This is a genomic window from Luteimonas pelagia, from assembly GCF_054776035.1.
In genome coordinates this window covers 751,551-769,188 of sequence record NZ_BAAHCG010000001.1, presented here as the reverse complement: position 1 = coordinate 769,188, position 17,638 = coordinate 751,551, and the positions used below count along the sequence as shown (strand labels likewise).

The window sequence follows — 17,638 nt, the reverse complement described above, 5'->3', positions numbered from 1 at the left end:
GCGCCGGCGGCGGCGGACCTCAGAACATCAGGTTGACCGCCAGCACCACCACGACGATGTACGCCGCGGCCAGCGGTCCGCCCACGCGCCAGAGGTCCGCGCTGCGGTAGTCCGCCGGGCCGGTGATCATCGACATGACCGGGTTGGACGCGGTCATGAAGTTGTTGGACGCGGCTAGCGCCACGATCAGCGCGAAGGCGGTCGGGTCGCCCCCGGCGGCGAGCGCCAGGTTGATCGCCATCGGCACCATCACGATGGTGGCCCCGACATGGCTGATGACCAGCGAGAACACCGAGGTCAGCAGCGCCAGCGCCAGTTCGATGACCCAGATCGGCAGGCCTTCGGGCAGGCGTTCGAGGGTATGGCCCGCGATCCACGCCGCGGCGCCGCTGGTGTCCATCGCCCAGCCCAGCGGGATCAGGCAGGCCATCAGGAACACCGTCTTCCAGTTGATGGCCGAATAGGCCTCGTCCATCTGCAGCACGCCCGCGACCAGCATGCCGGCCACGCCCGCCATCAGCGCGACCGAGACGGGCAGGCTGGTGGTCAGCGCGAGGAGGATGGTGAGCGCGAAGATCGCCATCGCGATCTTGAACTTGTGCGGGCGCTGTTCGCCCTTGGGGTAGTCGGTGACGACGACCAGGTCGCGTCCCTTGGCCGCGTCGCCCAGGTCCGTCCAGATGCTGTGCAGCACCAGCATGTCGCCGGCGCGAAGCTGGACGTTGCGCACGTCCTCGCGCAGCACCTGCTTGTCGCGGTTGATCGCCAGCAGGCTGATGCCGCGTTGCTTGCGCAGCTGCAGGTCGCCGGCGGTCTTGCCGATGAACTTCGAGGTCGGCGGGACCACGGCCTCGGAGATGCCGGCACGGCTCGGGTTGAACAGGTCGCCGAAGTGCCGGAGCCGGGCGGACAGGCGAAGGAAGTTGTTCTGCGCGAAGTCGGTCACCTGCTGCCGCGGGCCCATCGCGCCCAGCACGCTGCCGACCCAGATGCGGGTGTCGGCCGGCGGCGCGAGGCGTGATTCGTTGCCGCTCTTCAGCGCCAGCAGGAGCGGCGCGCGGTGCAGCGCCTCGGCCTCGCCGACGGTCATGCCGACCAGCGGGCTGTCCGCGCCGACCGTGAGCTCGAACACCTCGCCCTCGATGCCGTAGGCCTGCGCGAAGTAGCTCTGGGTGCGCGCGGGCGTCACGCCCTTGTCGCTCTCGCCCCGCAGCAGCCGGTCGCCGAACAGGCGGAAGTACAGCAGCGCCGCGCCGAGCAGCGCCAGGCCGATGGGCATCGGCGCGAACATGCGCAGCGGCTCGAGCGTCGCCACGCCCGAGGGCAGGTTGGCGTTGGCCGAGACAAGCAGGTCGTTGAGCAGGATCAGCGGTGAATTGCCGACCATGGTCAGCGTGCCGCCCATCACCACCGCCACCGCGAGCGGCAGCAGGAGCCGCGACAGCGGGATGCCGGTGCGCGATGACAGGCGCGAGGCGACCGGCAGGTAGAGCGCCATCACCGACGGATTCTGCATGATCGACGAATTGACGCCGGCGACCGCCGAGGTCAGCAGGAGCAGGCGCTGCTCCACGCCGTGCGCGCGCCGCAGCAGCCAACCGGCCAGGCGGTTCAGCGCGCCGGTACGGTCCAGGCCCGCGCCCAGGATCATGGTCGCGATCACGCTCATGACCGCGTTGCCGGAGAAGCCGCCGAACAGGTCCTCCGGCGCGACCACGCCGGTCAGGCCCAGCAGCACGAGCACCACGAGCGCGACCACGTCGGGCCGGATGCGCTCGAACAGGAACATCGCCATCACGAAGCCCACCAGCCCGAGCACGATCTGCATGTCGGTGGTGAGCGTCAGCGCGGTGTCCATCGCGGCCGGGGCTGCCCCTTGGTCGTCGGTCCCGGGCCCGGGACGCGGGTGGTTCGTCGAGCGTGTCGCGCGTCAGGCCGCGACGCGGTCGTACAGCAGGTCCCACACGCCGTGGCCGAGCCGCTCGCCACGGGTCTCGAAGTGCGTCCGCGGGCGCCACGACGGGCGCGCCACCGCGCCCCGCGGGCCGGCCCGGTTCGCCAACCCGGGGGTGGCGTCGAGCACGTCCCACATCTGCTCCGCATAGTCCCGCCAATCGGTGGCGAGGTGCAAGCGGCCGCCGGGGGCGATGCGCGACACCAGCAGCGCCGCGAAATCAGGGTTCACCAGCCGCCGCTTGTTGTGGCGCTTCTTGTGCCAGGGATCCGGGAAATAGATGCGGACCTCGTCCAGCGACGCCGGGGCGATCTCGTGCTCCAGCACCTCCACCGCGTCGTGGTGGTAGACGCGCACGTTGCCGAGCCCGTCCTGTTCGAGCGCGTTGAGCAGGCGGCCGACGCCCGGCGCGTGCACCTCGATGCCGACGTGGTCGCGCGCCGGGTCCTGCGCCGCGGAGAAGCGCAGCGCCTCGCCGTTGCCGAACCCGATCTCCAGGATGCGCGGCGCGTGGCGCCCGAACGCCCCGTCGAAGTCGCGGACCGTGCCCGCGTAGTCGAGGCCGAACTTCGGCCAGAGCGCGTCGAACGCCCGCTGCTGCGCCGGCGTGAACCGGCCCTGCCGCAGCACGAAGCTGCGCACGCGGCGGTGGCCCTCGGCCACGGTGAACGGCTTGGGCGGGACGCGCCCCTTCGGCGCCTCGTCGCTCATGGCCGCCCGGGCGCCGACGCGTCCGAGGCGGTCATCCGACCAGCCCGTCGACCGGGCTCGAGGCGCTGGCGTAGCGCTTGCGCGGGATGCGGCCGGCGAGGAAGGCGTCGCGCCCGGCCTCGACCGCCAGCTTCATCGCGCGGGCCATGCGCACGGGATCCTTCGCGCCGGCGATCGCGGTGTTCATCAGCACCCCGTCGCAGCCGAGTTCCATCGCGATCGCAGCGTCCGAGGCGGTGCCCACGCCGGCGTCGACGATGATCGGCACCGAGGCGTTCTCCACGATCTCCAGCAGGTTGTACCGGTTCTGGACGCCGAGGCCCGAGCCGATCGGCGCGGCCAGCGGCATCACCGCGACGCACCCGATCTCCTCCAGCCGGCGCGCCAGGATCGGGTCGTCGCTGGTGTAGACCATGACCTGGAAGCCGTCGGCCACCAGGGTCTCGGCGGCGGCCAGGGTCTGCACCACGTCGGGGAACAGCGTCTTCTGGTCCCCGAGGACCTCCAGCTTCACCAGCGCGTGCCCATCGAGCAGCTCGCGCGCCAGGCGGCAGGTCCGGACCGCTTCGTCGGCCGTGTAGCAGCCGGCCGTGTTGGGCAGGATCGTGAACCGGTCGGGGGGCAGGACGTCGAGCAGGTTCGGCTCGCCGGGCGCCTGGCCGATGTTCGTGCGGCGGATCGCGACCGTCACGATCTCCGCGCCGGCGGCCTCGGTGGCGCGGCGGGTCTCGTCGAGGTCCTTGAACTTGCCGGTCCCCGTGAGCAGTCGGGAACCGTAGGTGCGGCCCGCGATCGACAGTCCGTCGTCGCCGGGCCCGGGGGCGGGCTGGGTCATGCGCGCCATGGTACCAGCGCCGTTCGTCGTTCCCGGATTCCCGCCCGTCGGTCGGGGACGGCGTCTTGTCCGGTTCGAGCGCGGCGGGTCGTTGGGTTCGAAGAGCGGGCGGAAGGCCGGGGGTCCACCCCTGTGCCCTCGGCGACACTCCGTCCGCCACGCGCGATTGCCATCGCGCGGTGCGCAAAAAGCACACCCGGCGCGAGCCGGGGTCGCAAAGCTACGGGTCCCCGGCCACTCCCCCCGCCGAGGATCGCCGGGTTCCCGTTCCGCGGATGGCCGTCGCGCGGCCTTTTGCCTGGTGCCGTCGGGAGCGCACCGACGCGCATCGTTCGCGCCGGCCGGCGTCAGCCGCCGCCGAGCGCGTGCACGATCTCCACCCGGTCGCCTGGCGACAGCACGTGGGTCGCGTGCTGGCCGCGGGGGACGATGCACCCGTTCACCTCCACGGCGACCCTGCGCCCGGCCAGGCCCTGCAGCCGCAACAATGCTTCGATGGTGGTCGCAGGCGCCACGGAGGTGGGCTGGCCGTTGAGCTGGATGGCGTCGTCGGGCATCGGATCGGCGTCGTTGCGGGTGGGTCGACGGGCATTGTCCCGCAGGCGGGCGCCCGCCTGCATCCGGCACTTGAGCGTGGCCCGGGCTTCGTGGAACGATCCGCCATGCGCCGGCGTACGTCGCCGGAGCGCCTGACTGAACCGCACGGGGATCCCATCGATGACTTCCGCTTCCCGGCCCGGCCGCCGGCTGCTGGCCGCCGCCCTCGCCTTCGCCTGCGCGCCGGCCTTCGCCGACAGCCCCTTCTCGAGCACGGTCTTCTTCGGTGACAGCCTGACCGACGCGGGCACGTTCCGGCCCGCGCTGATCCAGTTCGCCGGGCCCGAGGCCGCGATCCTCGGCCGGTTCACGACCAATCCGGACCTGGTCTGGGCGGAGTGGCTGGCCGGCTACTACGGCGGCGACGGCAACCCCGCCAACCAGGGCGGGGACAACTACGCGGTGGGTGGCGCGCGCACCGGCACCGATACCGCCGGCCCGTTCGGCGCCATCCCGTCGGTGACTTCGCAGGTCCAGGCCTACCTCGCCGCGAACGGCGGGCGCGCGGATGCCGATGCGCTGTACACCGTATGGGCAGGCGCGAACGACCTGTTCGCGATCACCGATCCGTCGACCGCACCGCTGCAGATCGGCGCCGCGGTGACCGCGCACGTGACCGCCATCGGGACGCTGCAGGCGGCCGGCGCGCGTTACGTCCTGGTGCCGACGGTGCCCGACCTCGGCCTGACGCCGGCGTACACCGCGATGGGCCAGTCGGCCACCGGCAGCCAGCTGTCCATCGGCTACAACTCGGCGCTGTTCAACGCGCTGGCGGCGAACGGCCTGCGGGTGATCCCGCTCGACACGTTCGGGCTGCTTCGGGAGGTGGCCGCCGACCCGGGCCGCTACGGCTTCGCGAACGTCACCGGCACCGCCTGCCAGCCGCAGGTCACCGCGCAGTCGCTGACCTGCAATCCCGGCACGCTGGTCGGTCCGGATGCGCCGGACACCTACCTGTTCGCCGACGGCGTGCATCCCACGGGCGCGGCGCACGAGATCGTCGCCGACTTCGCCGTCGCCACCATCGAGGCGCCGCGCCAGGTGGCGTTGCTGCCGCATGCGGCGCAGTCGATCGGCCGCTCGCGCGCCGAGCGCGTGCGCGGACGCCTCGACGCCGGCGCGCCGGCCGACGGCACCCGCTGGTGGGCGGACGTGCGGGGCGACGTCCAGCGGCAGGACGAGGGCGATGCGATGGACGGTGGCGGGCCGAGCCTGACGCTGGGCGTCGACTGGACGCGTGGCGCGATCGTCGCGGGCCTGTTCGCCGGCATCGGCCGCCAGGACATCGACTTCGGCGACGACCGCGGCGAGTTCGAGCAGCGCGATGCGGCCCTTGGCGGTTTCGTCGGCTGGCGCGGCGACGGTCCCTGGGTGCAGGCGCAGGCGAGCTATGCGCGGCTGGGCTTCGACGTCGATCGCGTCGTGCAGCTCGGCCCCGCCACGCGCGTGCATGAAGGTTCGCCGGACGGCACCAACCTCGGCGTCGGCCTCGCCGGCGGCTGGCGCTTCGACGCCGGCGCGCTGTCCCACGGCCCGGTGCTGTCGGTGCTGTCGCAGCGGATCGAGGTCGACGGCTACGCCGAGTCCGCCGACGCGGGCAGCCAGTCCAGCGCGCTCGCCTACCCGGAGCAGTCGTTCGACTCGCTCGTCGGCAGCGTCGGCTGGGAAGTCGAGTTCAACGGCGGCGCGATCCGGCCGTACGCCCGGGCGACCTGGGACCGCGAGTTCGAGGACGCGCCGGAGGAAGCCTTCGCGATGTCGCAGTCGATCGCCGGCGCGCTGCCGTGGGCGGTGCCCGCGCACCGCTTCGACGAGGACTACGCCACGGTGCTGGTCGGCGCGCGCACGGCCGTGTTCGGCCTGGACGCGGACCTCGGCCTGATGACCACGGTCCAGAACCACGGCAACGACACGACGGTCTTCGCGACGGTCGGCGGGCGCTTCTGACGCAGGAAAGGCCGGCGGGCACCGCGTTGCCAAGGGGCGCGCGGCCTGCTTAGACTTGCCACTTCGCGGGTGTAGTTCAATGGTAGAACTGCAGCTTCCCAAGCTGCTAACGTGGGTTCGATTCCCATCACCCGCTCCAGGTCCAGGCGGCGGCCGTCCCACGAGGGGCGGCCGCCGTTTTCGCCTCCGGTCGCCCCCTCGGGAGGTTCGATGCGCGACAGCACGGAACCGACGGGCCTGATCGTGCTCGGCTGGCGCGAATGGCTGGCGCTTCCGGCGCTCGGCATCGCCGCGATCCGCGCCAAGGTGGACAGCGGCGCGCGCAGCAGCGCGCTGCATGTCGACGCGCAGTGGCGGTTCACCGAGGGGGGCGCGCCGTGGGTCGGCTTCCGCCTCACGCCGTCCGAGGGCGCGGCGCCGATCGAGGCCGCCGCGCCGCTGCTCGACGAACGCGAGGTCACCGACTCGGGCGGCCACCGCGGCACGCGCGCGTTCCTGCGCACGCCACTGTCGCTGGCGGGTGTGGTGCGGGACGTCGACGTGAACCTGGCGGACCGGCGCGGGATGCGTTTCCCGATGCTGCTCGGCCGGACCGCGATGGCCGGCGCCTTCACCGTCGACCCGTCACGCTCGTTCCTCCACGGCCGCCCCGGCGAACGCCCCGCATGAAGCTCGCGATCCTCTCGCGCAACGGCAAGCTGTACTCGACCCGCCGCCTGATCGAGGCCGCGCGCCAGTACGGCCACAGCGTGCGCGTGCTCGACCCGTTGCGCTGCTACATGCGCATCAGTTCCGACGGCTTCGCGATGCATTACCGCGGCACCACCCTCACCGGGTACCACGCGGTCATCCCGCGGATCGGCGCGTCGGTCACGCGCTATGGCACGGCAGTGCTGCGCCAGTTCGAACTCATGGGCAGCTTCACGCCGAACCCGTCCGACGCGATCCTCCGCGCGCGCGACAAGCTGCGCTGCCACCAGCTCCTCGCCGCGCAGGGCCTGGGCCTGCCGGTCACCGTGTTCGGCGACAACCCCGACGACACCCACGACCTGCTGTCGCTGCTCGGCCCGCCGCCACACGTGATCAAGCTCACGGAGGGCACGCAGGGCGCCGGCGTGATGCTTACCGAGAAGCCGTCCGCGTCGCGCAGCGTGATCGAGGCCTTGCGCGGCCTGTACGCGAACTTCGTGGTGCAGGAGTTCATCGGCGAGGCGAAGGGCGCGGACCTGCGCTGCTTCGTGGTCGGCGGCCGCGTCATCGCCGCGATGCGCCGCCAGGCGCCGAAGGGCGACTTCCGGTCGAACCTGCACCGCGGCGGCAAGGCCCGCGCGATCACGCCCAGCGCGGCGGAGCAGGACACAGCGATCCGCGCCGCGCGCCTGCTGGGGCTGGGTATCTGCGGCGTCGACCTGATCCGTTCGAAACGGGGGCCGCTGATCCTCGAGGTCAACGCGTCGCCGGGACTCGAAGGCATCGAGGCCGCCAGCGGGGTGGACGTGGCCGGCCACATCATCGAGTACGTGGCCGGACGCCAGCGGCGGCGCAGCGCCAAGCTGCGGGCCGCGCGGGCCGGGGACGCCGCCGCCAAGGGCAAAAAGTCTGTCTGATCAGTGACTTGCGGTCGCCTCGCGCCGCCCGGGTCGCCCGGCGAAGCCGGTTTAACAGCGCCTTAATCGACCCCTGCGTACAGTGCCCGTTCCGCAATCCTGCCTCCCCTGGCGCAGGCCGCGGCCGGCATCGTCGCCGACCGTGGCAGGGTCCTCGTCCCCGCGTGCCAGGCAGCGGATTACGGCCATCGGGGTTATACCTTCGGCCCGGACGGCACGCCGTCCGGGCCGTGTTTTGTCCGCGCGGCGGGTTTGCATCGGGTGCCGGGCACGTGCGGCGACGCGCATGTTCATGCCGGCCATGCGCCGCGGTCTGGCAGAATCCGGCGGCTGGTGCGATCGCGGGAACCCGCGCACGCGATCGGCACTCCAACCGTGCCCAGCACGCGACCGGCTCGACGAGCCGCCAACCGGGACCGTCCATGCGCATCCTCGTGATCGAAGACAACCAGGACATCGCCGCCAACCTCGGCGACTACCTCGAGGAACGCGGCCACGCCGTGGATTTCGCCGCCGACGGCGTCACGGGGCTCCACCTGGCCGTAGTCAACGACTTCGACGCGATCGTGCTGGACCTGAGCCTGCCGGGCATGGACGGCCTGGAGGTCTGCCGCAAGCTTCGCAACGAGGCGCGCAAGCAGACGCCCGTGCTGATGCTCACCGCCCGGGATTCGCTCGACAACAAGCTGGCCGGCTTCGACTCCGGCGCCGACGACTACCTGATCAAGCCGTTCGCGCTGCAGGAGGTGGAGGTCCGGCTCAACGCGCTGTCGCGCCGGGGCAAGGGCGTGCAGACGCGGGTGCTGGAGGTCGGCGACCTGGAGTACAACCTCGACACGCTCGAGGTGCGCCGCGAGGGCAAGCTGCTGCAGCTCAACCCGACCGCGCTGAAGATCCTGCAGGCGCTGATGGAGTCGGCGCCGGCGGTGGTCACCCGGCAGGAGCTCGAGACCCGCGTGTGGGGCGAGGAACTGCCGGACTCCGACTCGCTGCGCGTGCACATCCACGGCCTGCGCCAGGTCGTCGACAAGCCCTTCGAGGTACCGATGATCCAGACCCGCCACGGCATCGGCTACCGGATCGCGCCGCCCGATGCCGGGAGCTGACGCGGGTCCGCGCGTCCGCGTGAGGCGCCGGCGGCCCCGCTTCCGGCGCCGGCTGCGCAGCCGCATCATCCTGTCGTTCGTGCTGCTTGGCTTCGGCCTGACGCTGATGCTCGCGTTCGCCACCAACTGGGTGCGCAACCGGGTGGAGAACCAGCTGGTCGAGGACGTGATGAACCGCAACCTCGACGAGTCGTGGCTGCGCTACGCGCGCAGCGGCGGCGAGGCGCCCGTCGCGCCGGTCGAGCAGATGCGCGGCTACTTCTACACGGCCGACAAGTTCGACGACCTGCGGCGCAGCCGCCCCGAATGGTACGAGCTCGAGGACGGCATCCATTCGATCACCGTGCTGGAGGACGACGGATCCGAGTCGTTCTACAAGCTGGGCGTGCGCAAGTCGCCGGAGGCGTGGTTCTTCCTCGCCTACGACATGAGCCAGGTCGAGCGGGGCGAGGAACGTTTCAACACCGCGCTGGTGGGCGTGGTCGTGCTGTTCACCGCGCTGTCGCTGGTGATCGGCTGGTGGGCGGCGTCTCGGGTGATGAGCCCGGTTTCCGAACTCGCGCGGCGCCTGCGGCTGTCCGGTCGGAGCTCGGAACCCGAATCGCTGGCCACGCACTTCCCGGACGACGAGGTCGGGCAGCTCGCGTTCGCCCTCGACGACTACGCCGAGCGGCTGACCGACGTGGTCAAGCGCGACCGCGAGTTCAATGCCGACGTGAGCCACGAGCTGCGCACGCCGCTCGCGGTGATCAAGGGCGCGGTCGAGCTGCTGCTGGCGCGACCCGACCTCGACGAACGCACCCGGGCGCGCCTGCTCCGCATCCAGCGCGCCGAACAGCAGTGCACCGATCTCATCAGTGCGCTGCTGCTGCTCTCGCGCAACGAGCGCGGGCAGGGCCATACCGACGTGGCGCGGGTCGCGGAGCAGTTGATAGAGGTGCACCGTGCGCAGTTGGGCGCCAAGCCGCTCGACCTGCGCGTCGAGGGCGCGGGGCCGTTGCCGGTGGAGGCGCCGGAGGCGGCGGTCTCGGTGGCCCTGGGCAACCTCGTCGGCAACGCGGTGAAGTACACGCGGCAGGGCGAGGTGATCGTCCGCCTGCGGGGCGATTCCGTGGACGTCATCGACTCCGGCCCGGGCCTGAGCGCCGAGGACGCGGCGCGCCTGTTCGAGCGGGGATACCGCGGCAGCCATGCCGAGCACTCGCAGGGCGGCGGCATCGGCCTGTCGATCGTGCGCCGCCTGTGCGAGCTCTACGGCTGGCAGGTCCGCGTGCAGCCGGGCGAGGAAGAAGGCGTGGTGGCGACGCTCGAATTCACGCCCGCAGGGGATGCCTGATCAATCGCGCGTGGCGGTGTCGATCGGATCAAGCCAGCCGTGCCGGTCGGGCGTGCGGCCGTCGAACAGCCCGAAGAACAGGTCCTGCATCCGGCGCGTCACCGGGCCCGGCCGGCCTTCGCCGACCTGGCGGCCATCCACGGACCGGATGGGCGTGATCTCCGCGGCCGTGCCGCACATGAAGAGTTCGTCGCACAGGTAGAGGTATTCGCGCGGCAGGTCCCGCTCGACCACGTCGATGCCCGCGTCGCGCGCCAGGGTGATCAGCGTGTGCCGCGTGATGCCGTCCAGCAGCGCGGCGCTCGCCGGCGGCGTGTGCAACGCGCCGCCGAAGACCAGGAACAGGTTCTCGCCCGCGCCCTCGCTGAGCAGGCCGGTCGACGCCAGCGCGATGCCCTCGCCGAAGCCCAGCCGGCGCGCCTCGCGCGCGACCAGCTGGCCGGACAGGTAGTTGCCGCCCGCCTTGGCGCCGGCGGGAATGGTGTTGGGTGCGAACCGCTGCCAACTGGACACGCAGGCATCGATGCCCGCCTCGAGCACGCCTTCCCCCAAGTACGCGCCCATCGCCCAGGCGCCGACGGCCACGTCCGTCGGCGTGTCCGCCGACAGGCCGAACCCGCCCAGCCCGCGGAACGCCACCGGGCGAAGGTAGGCGCGGCCGAGGTCGTTGGCCTCGAGCACCGCGCGACAGGCCGCCTCGATGCGGTCCGGTGCGAAGGGCATCGCGATCTCGTGGATCTTCGCCGAGGCGAACAGGCGGCGGACATGGTCCCCGAGCCGGAAGATCATCGGTCCGTCCGGCGTGTCGTAGCTGCGGATGCCCTCGAACACGGACGAACCGTAGTGCAGGGCATGTGCCATCACATGCGTTGTCGCCTCGGCCCATGGCTTGATGGCGCCGTTGTGCCAGATCTTCTCGGGATAGCGCATGGATCGCCGGTCGCTGGTGCACCCGACGGGTGCGGAGCCGGCATTCTCGCCCAAGCCGGCGCCCGTGGGCCGGTAGGCCGCTAGAGCTGGATCCACCAGCAGGCCATGTGCCGGCGGAGGCCGAACACGGTCCGCGCCGGGGTGGTGCCGTTGGCCAGCGTCTGCTCCACGCGCAGGCCCACGGGCGCGGCGCGCACGCTGGCCTGCGGGTACAGGTTGCCGTCGACGGAGGCGCCGGCCGGGTCCGCCACGGCTCCCTGGATCGGCACGACATCCACCAGCGGCCGCTGGACGATCGCGTCGAGCCGGCGCATGACCCGCTCCGCGGGGCCGGAGGACATGCCGGGCCAATGGTAGAGCGCCGCCAGCCGGTTGACGTCGCCCGAATCGATGGACGTCGTCAGCTCGTACATCAGGTCCTGGAAATTGCGGGCGCAGCCCCCGCGGAACAGCCGCGTGCTGGCGACGCCGGGCGTGGCGGGCGATGCGGTCCGGGGGTTCGCGCCGAGCGCGTCGCAGCGCCGGTCGGTGTACAGGGTCCGTCCGTCCGGGGTCACGCAGCGCCGCACCTCGGCCTCGGCGCGTGCCGTGGGCACCAGCGTGGCGGGCAGGGCGAGGATCACGACGAGGGGCAGCAGGGCGGCACGCCTCGCATCGCGTCGTCCGGTCCCGGGTTCGGGAAGGGGGGAAGGCATGCGCGGAGCGTACCGGCCCGCGGCGGGGCGGGGTAGCCGGGACGCTGAACACCGGGCGCCGGATGCAGGAACCGCCTGCCGCATGCGAAAGGACCCGGCCTTGCCGGGTCCCTTGCGCGTGGACGTGCAGTCGTGTCCGTCGGAGGTCGTGGGCAGCCCGGCGCCCCTCAGAATCGGACGAAGTAGCAGCCCTGGTAGCGCTCGACGTCCATGTCCACCACGCGCGAGACGCCGCCTTCGCCGAACATCAACTGCATGATGCCGCCGGACGACGATCCGCCGGACGAACCACTGGCGTCGGCGAACCCGCCAAGCGAAATCGTGGCGTCGAAGAACTGCGTGTCCATGAGCGGATCGGTGGCCAGCTGTTCGAGCCGCGCCATCACGCCCTTCGCCTGGTCGCTGCCCATGCCGGCCCAGTGGTAGCTCTCCGCGATGCGGTTCACGTCGCGCAGCGCGAACGAGCCGCGCAGGTCCATCGCCAACTGCGTCGGCGTGCGTGCACAGCCGTCCGAGGCGGAGCGGCGCGCGGTGGTGTTGCCCACCGGCGCGTCCTGGCCCGGAAGGAACGAGGCGGCGTCCGCATGGGCGCCGGTCCCCGGGGTGCCCTGGGGTGCCCGGAGCGACTCTTCCCGGGCGATGCGGGCGACGCGCGTCATCAGCTCGCCCGACATGGGGGTCGCGGTCGCGCCGAAGGCGCCGCAGGGCTTGTCGGTGTAGACCACCGACCCATCGGCGGCTTCGCAGCGCTGGATGCCGGTGGCGGCATGTGCGTCCCGGACCAGCGGCGAACCCGGGAGCAGGGCGGCGGTGGCGGCGATCGTGGCGGCGGCGAGGGCGGTGGCGAGCGGCGGGCGGTTCATGGCGGTCGGGCGCTGGGCGCGTGGCTGGTGTGCCGCCAGATTCCCCGCGCGCGCGTCGCCGGTCCGTTCGATCCGGCCCGCCGACGCTGAACAGGCGCCGACACGCCCCGGATTTCACCGCATCCGGGCGAGCACGTTCACCGTCGGTTTCGAGAGGTTGAGCGTATAGAAATGCAGCGCGGGCGCCCCGCCGTCCACCAGGCGGCGGCACAGGCCGGCCACCAGGTCGGCGGCGAACTCCCGGATCGCGTCGACGTCATCGCCGTAGGCCTGCATCCGCTTGCCGATCCAGCGCGGGATCTCCGCGCCGCAGGCCTCGGAGAACCGGCGCAACTGGCTGAAGTTCGACACCGGCATGATCCCGGGCACCACCGGGATGTCCAGGCCCATGCCGCGCACGTCGTCGACGAACCGGAAATACGCGTCGGCGTTGTAGAAGTACTGGGTGATCGCGCCGTCCGCGCCGGCGTCCACCTTCGCCTTGAAGTGCCGCAGGTCCGAGAACGGGTCGCTGGCCTGGGGGTGCATCTCCGGGTAGCAGCCCACCTCGACGTGGAACCAGTCGCCATGCTCCTCGCGGATGAAGGCGACCAGGTCGGCGGCGTAGCGGAAGTCGCCCATGCGCGCCATGCCGGAGGGGAGGTCGCCACGCAGCGCGACCAGGCGCCGGCAGCCGAGTGCGCGGTAGAGCTTGAGCAGCGACCGCAGCTCGGCGCGCGTTCCGCCCATGCAGGACAGGTGGGGCGCCGCCTCGAGCCCATGGCGGTCGCGCAGCCGTCGCACCGTCTCGGGCGTGTACGACAGCGTGGAGCCACCCGCGCCGAACGTGCACGAAACGTACTCGGGCAACTCGGACTTGAGCCGGGTGGCCGCGCGGTCGAGCTGCGCGCGCTGCTCGTCGGTCTTCGGCGGGTAGAACTCGAACGAGATCGGGACGCCGGCCATTCCAGGTCCTCTGCGCGGGAGGGGCATGGCGGCGGGCGGCACCGGGCCGCCCGCCGCGTCCGGTCAGTAGCGGTAGTGCTCGGACTTGTACGGGCCCTCGACCGGCACGCCGATGTAGTCCGCCTGGTCCTTGGTGAGCTTCGTCAGCTTCACGCCGATCTTCTCCAGGTGCAGGCGCGCGACCTCCTCGTCGAGCTTCTTCGGCAGCAGGTACACCTGCTTGCCGTACTCGTCCTTGCGCGCCCACAGGTCGATCTGCGCGAGCGTCTGGTTGGAGAACGAGTTCGACATCACGAAGCTGGGGTGGCCGGTGGCGCAGCCCAGGTTCACGAGCCGGCCCTCGGCGAGCAGGAAGATCGCGTTGCCGTTGGCGAACACGAACTTGTCCACCTGCGGCTTGATGTTCACCTGCTCGACGCCCGGCAGCGCCTTGAGCGCGTCGACCTGGATCTCGTTGTCGAAGTGGCCGATGTTGCAGACGATCGCCTGGTCCTTCATCGCCTGCATGTGCTCGACGGTGATGATGTCCTTGTTGCCGGTCGTCGTGACATAGATGTCGGCGCGGCCGAGGGTGTCCTCGAGCGTGGTGACCTCGAAGCCCTCCATCGCCGCCTGCAGCGCGCAGATCGGGTCGATCTCGGTGACGACCACGCGGGCGCCGTACGCGCGCAACGAGTGCGCCGAGCCCTTGCCGACGTCGCCGTAGCCGCACACGACCGCGACCTTGCCGGCCAGCATCACGTCCATCGCGCGCTTCAGGCCGTCGGCCAGCGACTCGCGGCAGCCGTACAGGTTGTCGAACTTGCTCTTGGTGACCGAGTCGTTGACGTTGATCGCCGGCACCAGCAGCTGGCCCTTCTCGGCGAGCTGGTAGAGGCGGTGCACGCCGGTGGTGGTCTCCTCGGACACGCCCTTCCAGTCGCGCACGACGGTGGTCCAGAAGCCCGGGCGCTCCTTCGCGACGCGCTTGAGCAGGTCCTTGATGACCTTCTCCTCGTGGCTGCCGGCCGGGCCGTTGACCCAGCTGTCGTCGCCCTGCTCGAGCTCGTAGCCCTTGTGGATCAGCAGCGTGACGTCGCCGCCGTCGTCCACCACCAGCTGCGGCCCGAGGTAGCCGCCCTTGCCGTCCGGGAAGCTCAGCGCGGCGAGCGTGCAGTCCCAGTATTCCTCGAGCGTCTCGCCCTTCCAGGCGAACACCGGGGTGCCGGTCGCGGCGATCGCGGCGGCGGCGTGGTCCTGCGTGGAGAAGATGTTGCACGAGGCCCAGCGCACGTCGGCGCCGATGTCCTTGAGCGTCTCGATCAGCACCGCCGTCTGGATGGTCATGTGCAGCGAGCCGGTGACGCGCACGTCCTTCAGCGGCGCCTCCGCGGCGTACTTGCGGCGGATGGACATCAGGCCGGGCATCTCGTGCTCGGCGATGTCGATTTCCTTGCGGCCCCAATCGGCCAGGGAAATGTCGGCGACCTTGTAGTCGCCATCCTGGGAAAAGGTCTTGCGAACAGCATTCATGGTTCGAGCTCCGGTCTGGTTCCGCACCCCGCGCGGGTGCGGGCGGGTGGGGGCCACCGGGCGCCGTTGTCGCGTGGTCCCCGCCGAGCCTGGCCGGCCATGCCGGTCGCAGCGCCCCTCGGCGGGGAGTGGCGGGGCCCGTGGCCCCGCCCGTTCATGGCCACCTCGGGTGGCCGGGCGGACGGGCCGCCCTAAAGCTTGGCGTCGGCGCGCAGCGCGTCGGCCTTGTCGGTCTTCTCCCAGGAGAAGGCCGTGGCGACGTGCTTCTTGCCGTTCGGATCGAGGTACTCCACCTCGTACGGCTTGCGGCCGAAGTGGCCGTAGGCCGCCGTCGGGCGGTAGATCGGGTGCACCAGGTCGAGCATCCTGAGGATGCCGTACGGGCGCAGGTCGAAGTGGCGGCGGATCAGCTTCTCGATCTCGGCGTCGGTGATGCGGCCGGTGCCGAAGGTGGTCACCGAGATGCTGGTCGGCTCGGCCACGCCGATGGCGTAGGACAGCTGCACCTCGCAGCGCCCGGCCAGGCCCGCGGCGACCACGTTCTTGGCCACGTAGCGCGCGGCGTACGCGGCGCTGCGGTCGACCTTGGACGGATCCTTGCCCGAGAACGCGCCGCCGCCATGGCGGGCCCAGCCGCCGTAGGTGTCGACGATGATCTTGCGGCCGGTCAGGCCGGCGTCGCCCACCGGGCCGCCGATCACGAACTTGCCGGTCGGGTTGATGTGGAACTTGGTGCCCTTGTGCAGCCACTTCTCGGGCAGCACGGGCTTGAGGATGTGCTCGCGCACGGCCTCGACCAGGTCCTTCTGCTTCACGCCCGGGTCGTGCTGCGTGGACAGCACGACCGCGTCGATGGCGACCGCCTTGCCGTTCTCGTAGCGCAGGGTGACCTGGCTCTTGGCATCCGGGCGCAGCCACGGCAGCGGCGAGTTCTTCTTCTTGCGGATCTTCGACTGCTGCTCGACCAGGCGGTGCGAGTAGTGGATCGCGGCCGGCATGAAGCTCGGCGTCTCGGCGGTGGCGTAGCCGAACATCAGGCCCTGGTCGCCGGCGCCCTGTTCCTCGGGCTTCTTGCGGTCCACGCCCTGGTTGATGTCGGGCGACTGCTTGCCGATCAGGTTCAGCACGCCGCAGGTCGCGCCGTCGAAGCCGACCTCGCTGCTGTCGTAGCCGATGTCCAGGATGACCTTGCGGGTCAGGTCCTCGAGGTCCACCCAGGCGGTGGTGGTGATCTCGCCCGCGACGATCGCCACGCCCGTCTTGACCAGCGTCTCGCAGGCCACGCGCGCGCGCTTGTCCTGGGTCAGGATGGCGTCGAGGACGGCGTCGGAAATCTGGTCGGCGACCTTGTCCGGATGGCCTTCGGAAACGGATTCGGAGGTGAACAGCGTGGTGGTCATGGGCCGTGGGCTCCCGCGGGATGGTGATTCATCCCTTTATTCGGATGAAAGGATGGCCGCATAGGATAGCGCCTGCGGCCGGGATGCGCATCTTGCCGGAACCCCCTCGGAAGGGGGCGAGACGGCGTTCAGCTAGCATCGCCGGATGGACTCGATCACCCAGGCCCTGCTCGGCGGGGCGGTCGCTGCGGCCTTCGTGCCGGCCGGCCACCGCCGGGCCGCCCTGCTGGCCGGCGCCGCCCTCGGCACGCTGCCGGACCTCGACTCGCTGCCGCTGGCCCTGCTGACCGGTGACCCCGTGCTGCGCATGACCTGGCACCGCGGGCCGAGCCACTCGCTGTTCGTCCTGCCGGTCCTCGGCTGGCTGCTGTGGATGTGGTTCCGTGGCCGGGGCGGGCGCGTGGGCGCGGCGCCCGGGCACTGGTTCCGCGCGATCCAGCTGGCGTTGCTGACCCATCCACTGCTCGATGCGTTCACGGTCTATGGGACGCAGCTGTTCTGGCCGCTGCCGCTCCGGCCGGCGATGTGGTCGAGCGTGTTCATCATCGATCCGCTCTACACGGTGTGGCTGCTCCTCGCGGTCGCCGTGGCCGCGTTCGCCGGGTCGCGGCGCATCGCGCGCCATGCGCTTGTCGCAGGACTGGTCGCGAGCACGGCCTACCTCGGCTGGTCGCTGGCCGCCAAGTCCATCGTGGACCGGCGCGCGGACGAGGCACTGGTGGCGGCGGGCCTCGGCGACGCCCCGCGCTTCTCGGCCGCGTCGCCGTTCAACACGTTGCTGTGGCGCGTGGTGGCGATGACGCCGGACGGGTTCGTGGAGGGCGAGACGTCGCTCGTGGCCGACGAGGGCCCGGTGCGGTTCCGCCGCCATGTCTTCGCGCCGGAGGCGCGCAGCGCCCTGGCGGTGGTCGATGCGACGGAGGCGGTCGCGCGCCTGCGCTGTTTCAACCACGGCTTCATGAAGCCGCAGGTGCGCGACGGCCGCCTGGTCCTGAGCGACCTGCGCATGGGCGCCGAGCCCGACTACACATTCAATTTCGCCGTCGCCGAGCGACACGGGGCGGCTTGGCGGCCGATCCCGCCCGAGCAGTTGCGCTGGCCGTGGGAGGTGGAGCGGCGTCTCGCCGTGATGTGGAACAGGATCTGGACGTCCCCGCGCGGCGCGTCGGCCGGCCCCGGCCAGGCGACCGGCCCGTGACG

General features: G+C 71.5%; 16 protein-coding genes, 1 tRNA gene and 2 riboswitches. Of the genes, 7 read left to right on the top strand and 10 right to left on the bottom strand.

From position 1 onward, the window contains the following. Nucleotides 1–19: 19 nt before the first annotated feature. From ACYU7H_RS03580 to thiS, 4 genes are all read right to left on the bottom strand, one after another. Nucleotides 20–1,858 carry an SLC13 family permease gene (locus ACYU7H_RS03580; protein ID WP_460812545.1) on the bottom strand — a complete coding sequence of 613 codons (1,839 nt, stop codon included), beginning with the start codon at nt 1,856–1,858 and terminating at the stop codon, nt 20–22. 72 nt (nt 1,859–1,930) lie between these two features. Next, entirely contained in the window at nt 1,931–2,665 is a 735-nt protein-coding gene (gene trmB / locus ACYU7H_RS03575; RefSeq protein ID WP_460812544.1) for a tRNA (guanosine(46)-N7)-methyltransferase TrmB, read from the bottom strand. 31 nt (nt 2,666–2,696) lie between these two features. Beyond that, nucleotides 2,697–3,500: a thiazole synthase gene (locus ACYU7H_RS03570; protein ID WP_460812542.1), complete on the bottom strand. Its 804-nt coding sequence runs from the start codon at nt 3,498–3,500 to the stop codon at nt 2,697–2,699. Between the two features lie 179 nt (nt 3,501–3,679). Then, a riboswitch (cyclic di-GMP riboswitch) is annotated at nt 3,680–3,769 on the top strand. Nucleotides 3,770–3,847: 78 nt separating this feature from the next. Then, a complete protein-coding gene (thiS, locus tag ACYU7H_RS03565) occupies nt 3,848–4,057 on the bottom strand; it encodes a sulfur carrier protein ThiS (RefSeq protein ID WP_460812541.1) in 210 nt (69 codons plus the stop codon). Between the two features lie 160 nt (nt 4,058–4,217). Between thiS and ACYU7H_RS03560 the strand changes: the two genes are divergently transcribed. The 6 genes from ACYU7H_RS03560 to ACYU7H_RS03535 all read left to right on the top strand — a co-directional run bounded on the left by ACYU7H_RS03560 (nt 4,218) and on the right by ACYU7H_RS03535 (nt 10,093). Further along, a complete protein-coding gene (locus ACYU7H_RS03560) occupies nt 4,218–6,044 on the top strand; it encodes an autotransporter domain-containing protein (protein ID WP_460812540.1) in 1,827 nt (608 codons plus the stop codon). A gap of 65 nt (nt 6,045–6,109) precedes the next feature. Next, nucleotides 6,110–6,183: transfer RNA gene (locus ACYU7H_RS03555), tRNA-Gly, on the top strand. Nucleotides 6,184–6,254: 71 nt separating this feature from the next. Then, entirely contained in the window at nt 6,255–6,713 is a 459-nt protein-coding gene (locus ACYU7H_RS03550) for an ATP-dependent zinc protease family protein (RefSeq protein ID WP_460812538.1), read from the top strand. Further along, nucleotides 6,710–7,651, top strand: coding sequence for a 30S ribosomal protein S6--L-glutamate ligase (gene rimK / locus ACYU7H_RS03545; protein WP_460812536.1), 942 nt, complete (start codon nt 6,710–6,712; stop codon nt 7,649–7,651). Before ACYU7H_RS03550 ends, rimK begins: the two co-directional genes overlap by 4 nt. 422 nt (nt 7,652–8,073) lie before the next feature. Continuing rightward, a complete protein-coding gene (locus ACYU7H_RS03540) occupies nt 8,074–8,757 on the top strand; it encodes a response regulator transcription factor (protein WP_460812534.1) in 684 nt (227 codons plus the stop codon). Continuing rightward, nucleotides 8,744–10,093: a sensor histidine kinase gene (locus tag ACYU7H_RS03535; protein ID WP_460812533.1), complete on the top strand. Its 1,350-nt coding sequence runs from the start codon at nt 8,744–8,746 to the stop codon at nt 10,091–10,093. Before ACYU7H_RS03540 ends, ACYU7H_RS03535 begins: the two co-directional genes overlap by 14 nt. Here ACYU7H_RS03535 and ACYU7H_RS03530 read toward each other — a convergent pair whose 3' ends face one another. The 6 genes from ACYU7H_RS03530 to metK all read right to left on the bottom strand — a co-directional run bounded on the left by ACYU7H_RS03530 (nt 10,094) and on the right by metK (nt 16,438). Continuing rightward, nucleotides 10,094–11,023, bottom strand: a complete 930-nt coding sequence (locus tag ACYU7H_RS03530; protein ID WP_460812531.1) for a branched-chain amino acid transaminase — start codon at nt 11,021–11,023, stop codon at nt 10,094–10,096. 80 nt (nt 11,024–11,103) lie between these two features. Further along, nucleotides 11,104–11,718 (bottom strand): hypothetical protein, encoded by a 615-nt coding sequence (locus ACYU7H_RS03525; RefSeq protein WP_460812530.1) that lies wholly within the window; start codon nt 11,716–11,718, stop codon nt 11,104–11,106. A 167-nt stretch (nt 11,719–11,885) separates the two neighbouring features. After that, the gene (locus tag ACYU7H_RS03520) at nt 11,886–12,581 is read right to left on the bottom strand and encodes a hypothetical protein (RefSeq protein ID WP_460812528.1); all 696 of its coding nucleotides are present in this window, start codon (nt 12,579–12,581) and stop codon (nt 11,886–11,888) included. 114 nt (nt 12,582–12,695) lie between these two features. Then, nucleotides 12,696–13,526: a methylenetetrahydrofolate reductase [NAD(P)H] gene (gene metF, locus ACYU7H_RS03515; RefSeq protein WP_460812527.1), complete on the bottom strand. Its 831-nt coding sequence runs from the start codon at nt 13,524–13,526 to the stop codon at nt 12,696–12,698. Nucleotides 13,527–13,589: 63 nt separating this feature from the next. Beyond that, a complete protein-coding gene (ahcY, locus tag ACYU7H_RS03510) occupies nt 13,590–15,038 on the bottom strand; it encodes an adenosylhomocysteinase (RefSeq protein ID WP_460812526.1) in 1,449 nt (482 codons plus the stop codon). Nucleotides 15,039–15,089: 51 nt separating this feature from the next. Next, a riboswitch (S-adenosyl-L-homocysteine riboswitch) is annotated at nt 15,090–15,164 on the bottom strand. A gap of 65 nt (nt 15,165–15,229) precedes the next feature. Beyond that, nucleotides 15,230–16,438, bottom strand: a complete 1,209-nt coding sequence (gene metK, locus ACYU7H_RS03505) for a methionine adenosyltransferase (RefSeq protein WP_460812524.1) — start codon at nt 16,436–16,438, stop codon at nt 15,230–15,232. Between the two features lie 145 nt (nt 16,439–16,583). On the opposite strand from metK, the gene ACYU7H_RS03500 reads away from it, so the two are divergent. Next, a complete protein-coding gene (locus ACYU7H_RS03500) occupies nt 16,584–17,636 on the top strand; it encodes a metal-dependent hydrolase (protein ID WP_460812522.1) in 1,053 nt (350 codons plus the stop codon). Nucleotides 17,637–17,638: the final 2 nt, after the last annotated feature.

What these genes read in the sequence shown, in the direction of transcription:
- ACYU7H_RS03580 (WP_460812545.1), bottom strand. Translation starts at nt 1,858, where the DNA reads ATGGACACCGCGCTGACGCTCACCACCGACATGCAGATCGTGCTCGGG.
- trmB (WP_460812544.1), bottom strand. Translation starts at nt 2,665, where the DNA reads ATGAGCGACGAGGCGCCGAAGGGGCGCGTCCCGCCCAAGCCGTTCACC.
- ACYU7H_RS03570 (WP_460812542.1), bottom strand. Translation starts at nt 3,500, where the DNA reads ATGACCCAGCCCGCCCCCGGGCCCGGCGACGACGGACTGTCGATCGCG.
- thiS (WP_460812541.1), bottom strand. Translation starts at nt 4,057, where the DNA reads ATGCCCGACGACGCCATCCAGCTCAACGGCCAGCCCACCTCCGTGGCG.
- ACYU7H_RS03560 (WP_460812540.1), top strand. Translation starts at nt 4,218, where the DNA reads ATGACTTCCGCTTCCCGGCCCGGCCGCCGGCTGCTGGCCGCCGCCCTC.
- ACYU7H_RS03550 (WP_460812538.1), top strand. Translation starts at nt 6,255, where the DNA reads ATGCGCGACAGCACGGAACCGACGGGCCTGATCGTGCTCGGCTGGCGC.
- rimK (WP_460812536.1), top strand. Translation starts at nt 6,710, where the DNA reads ATGAAGCTCGCGATCCTCTCGCGCAACGGCAAGCTGTACTCGACCCGC.
- ACYU7H_RS03540 (WP_460812534.1), top strand. Translation starts at nt 8,074, where the DNA reads ATGCGCATCCTCGTGATCGAAGACAACCAGGACATCGCCGCCAACCTC.
- ACYU7H_RS03535 (WP_460812533.1), top strand. Translation starts at nt 8,744, where the DNA reads ATGCCGGGAGCTGACGCGGGTCCGCGCGTCCGCGTGAGGCGCCGGCGG.
- ACYU7H_RS03530 (WP_460812531.1), bottom strand. Translation starts at nt 11,023, where the DNA reads ATGCGCTATCCCGAGAAGATCTGGCACAACGGCGCCATCAAGCCATGG.
- ACYU7H_RS03525 (WP_460812530.1), bottom strand. Translation starts at nt 11,718, where the DNA reads ATGCCTTCCCCCCTTCCCGAACCCGGGACCGGACGACGCGATGCGAGG.
- ACYU7H_RS03520 (WP_460812528.1), bottom strand. Translation starts at nt 12,581, where the DNA reads ATGAACCGCCCGCCGCTCGCCACCGCCCTCGCCGCCGCCACGATCGCC.
- metF (WP_460812527.1), bottom strand. Translation starts at nt 13,526, where the DNA reads ATGGCCGGCGTCCCGATCTCGTTCGAGTTCTACCCGCCGAAGACCGAC.
- ahcY (WP_460812526.1), bottom strand. Translation starts at nt 15,038, where the DNA reads ATGAATGCTGTTCGCAAGACCTTTTCCCAGGATGGCGACTACAAGGTC.
- metK (WP_460812524.1), bottom strand. Translation starts at nt 16,438, where the DNA reads ATGACCACCACGCTGTTCACCTCCGAATCCGTTTCCGAAGGCCATCCG.
- ACYU7H_RS03500 (WP_460812522.1), top strand. Translation starts at nt 16,584, where the DNA reads ATGGACTCGATCACCCAGGCCCTGCTCGGCGGGGCGGTCGCTGCGGCC.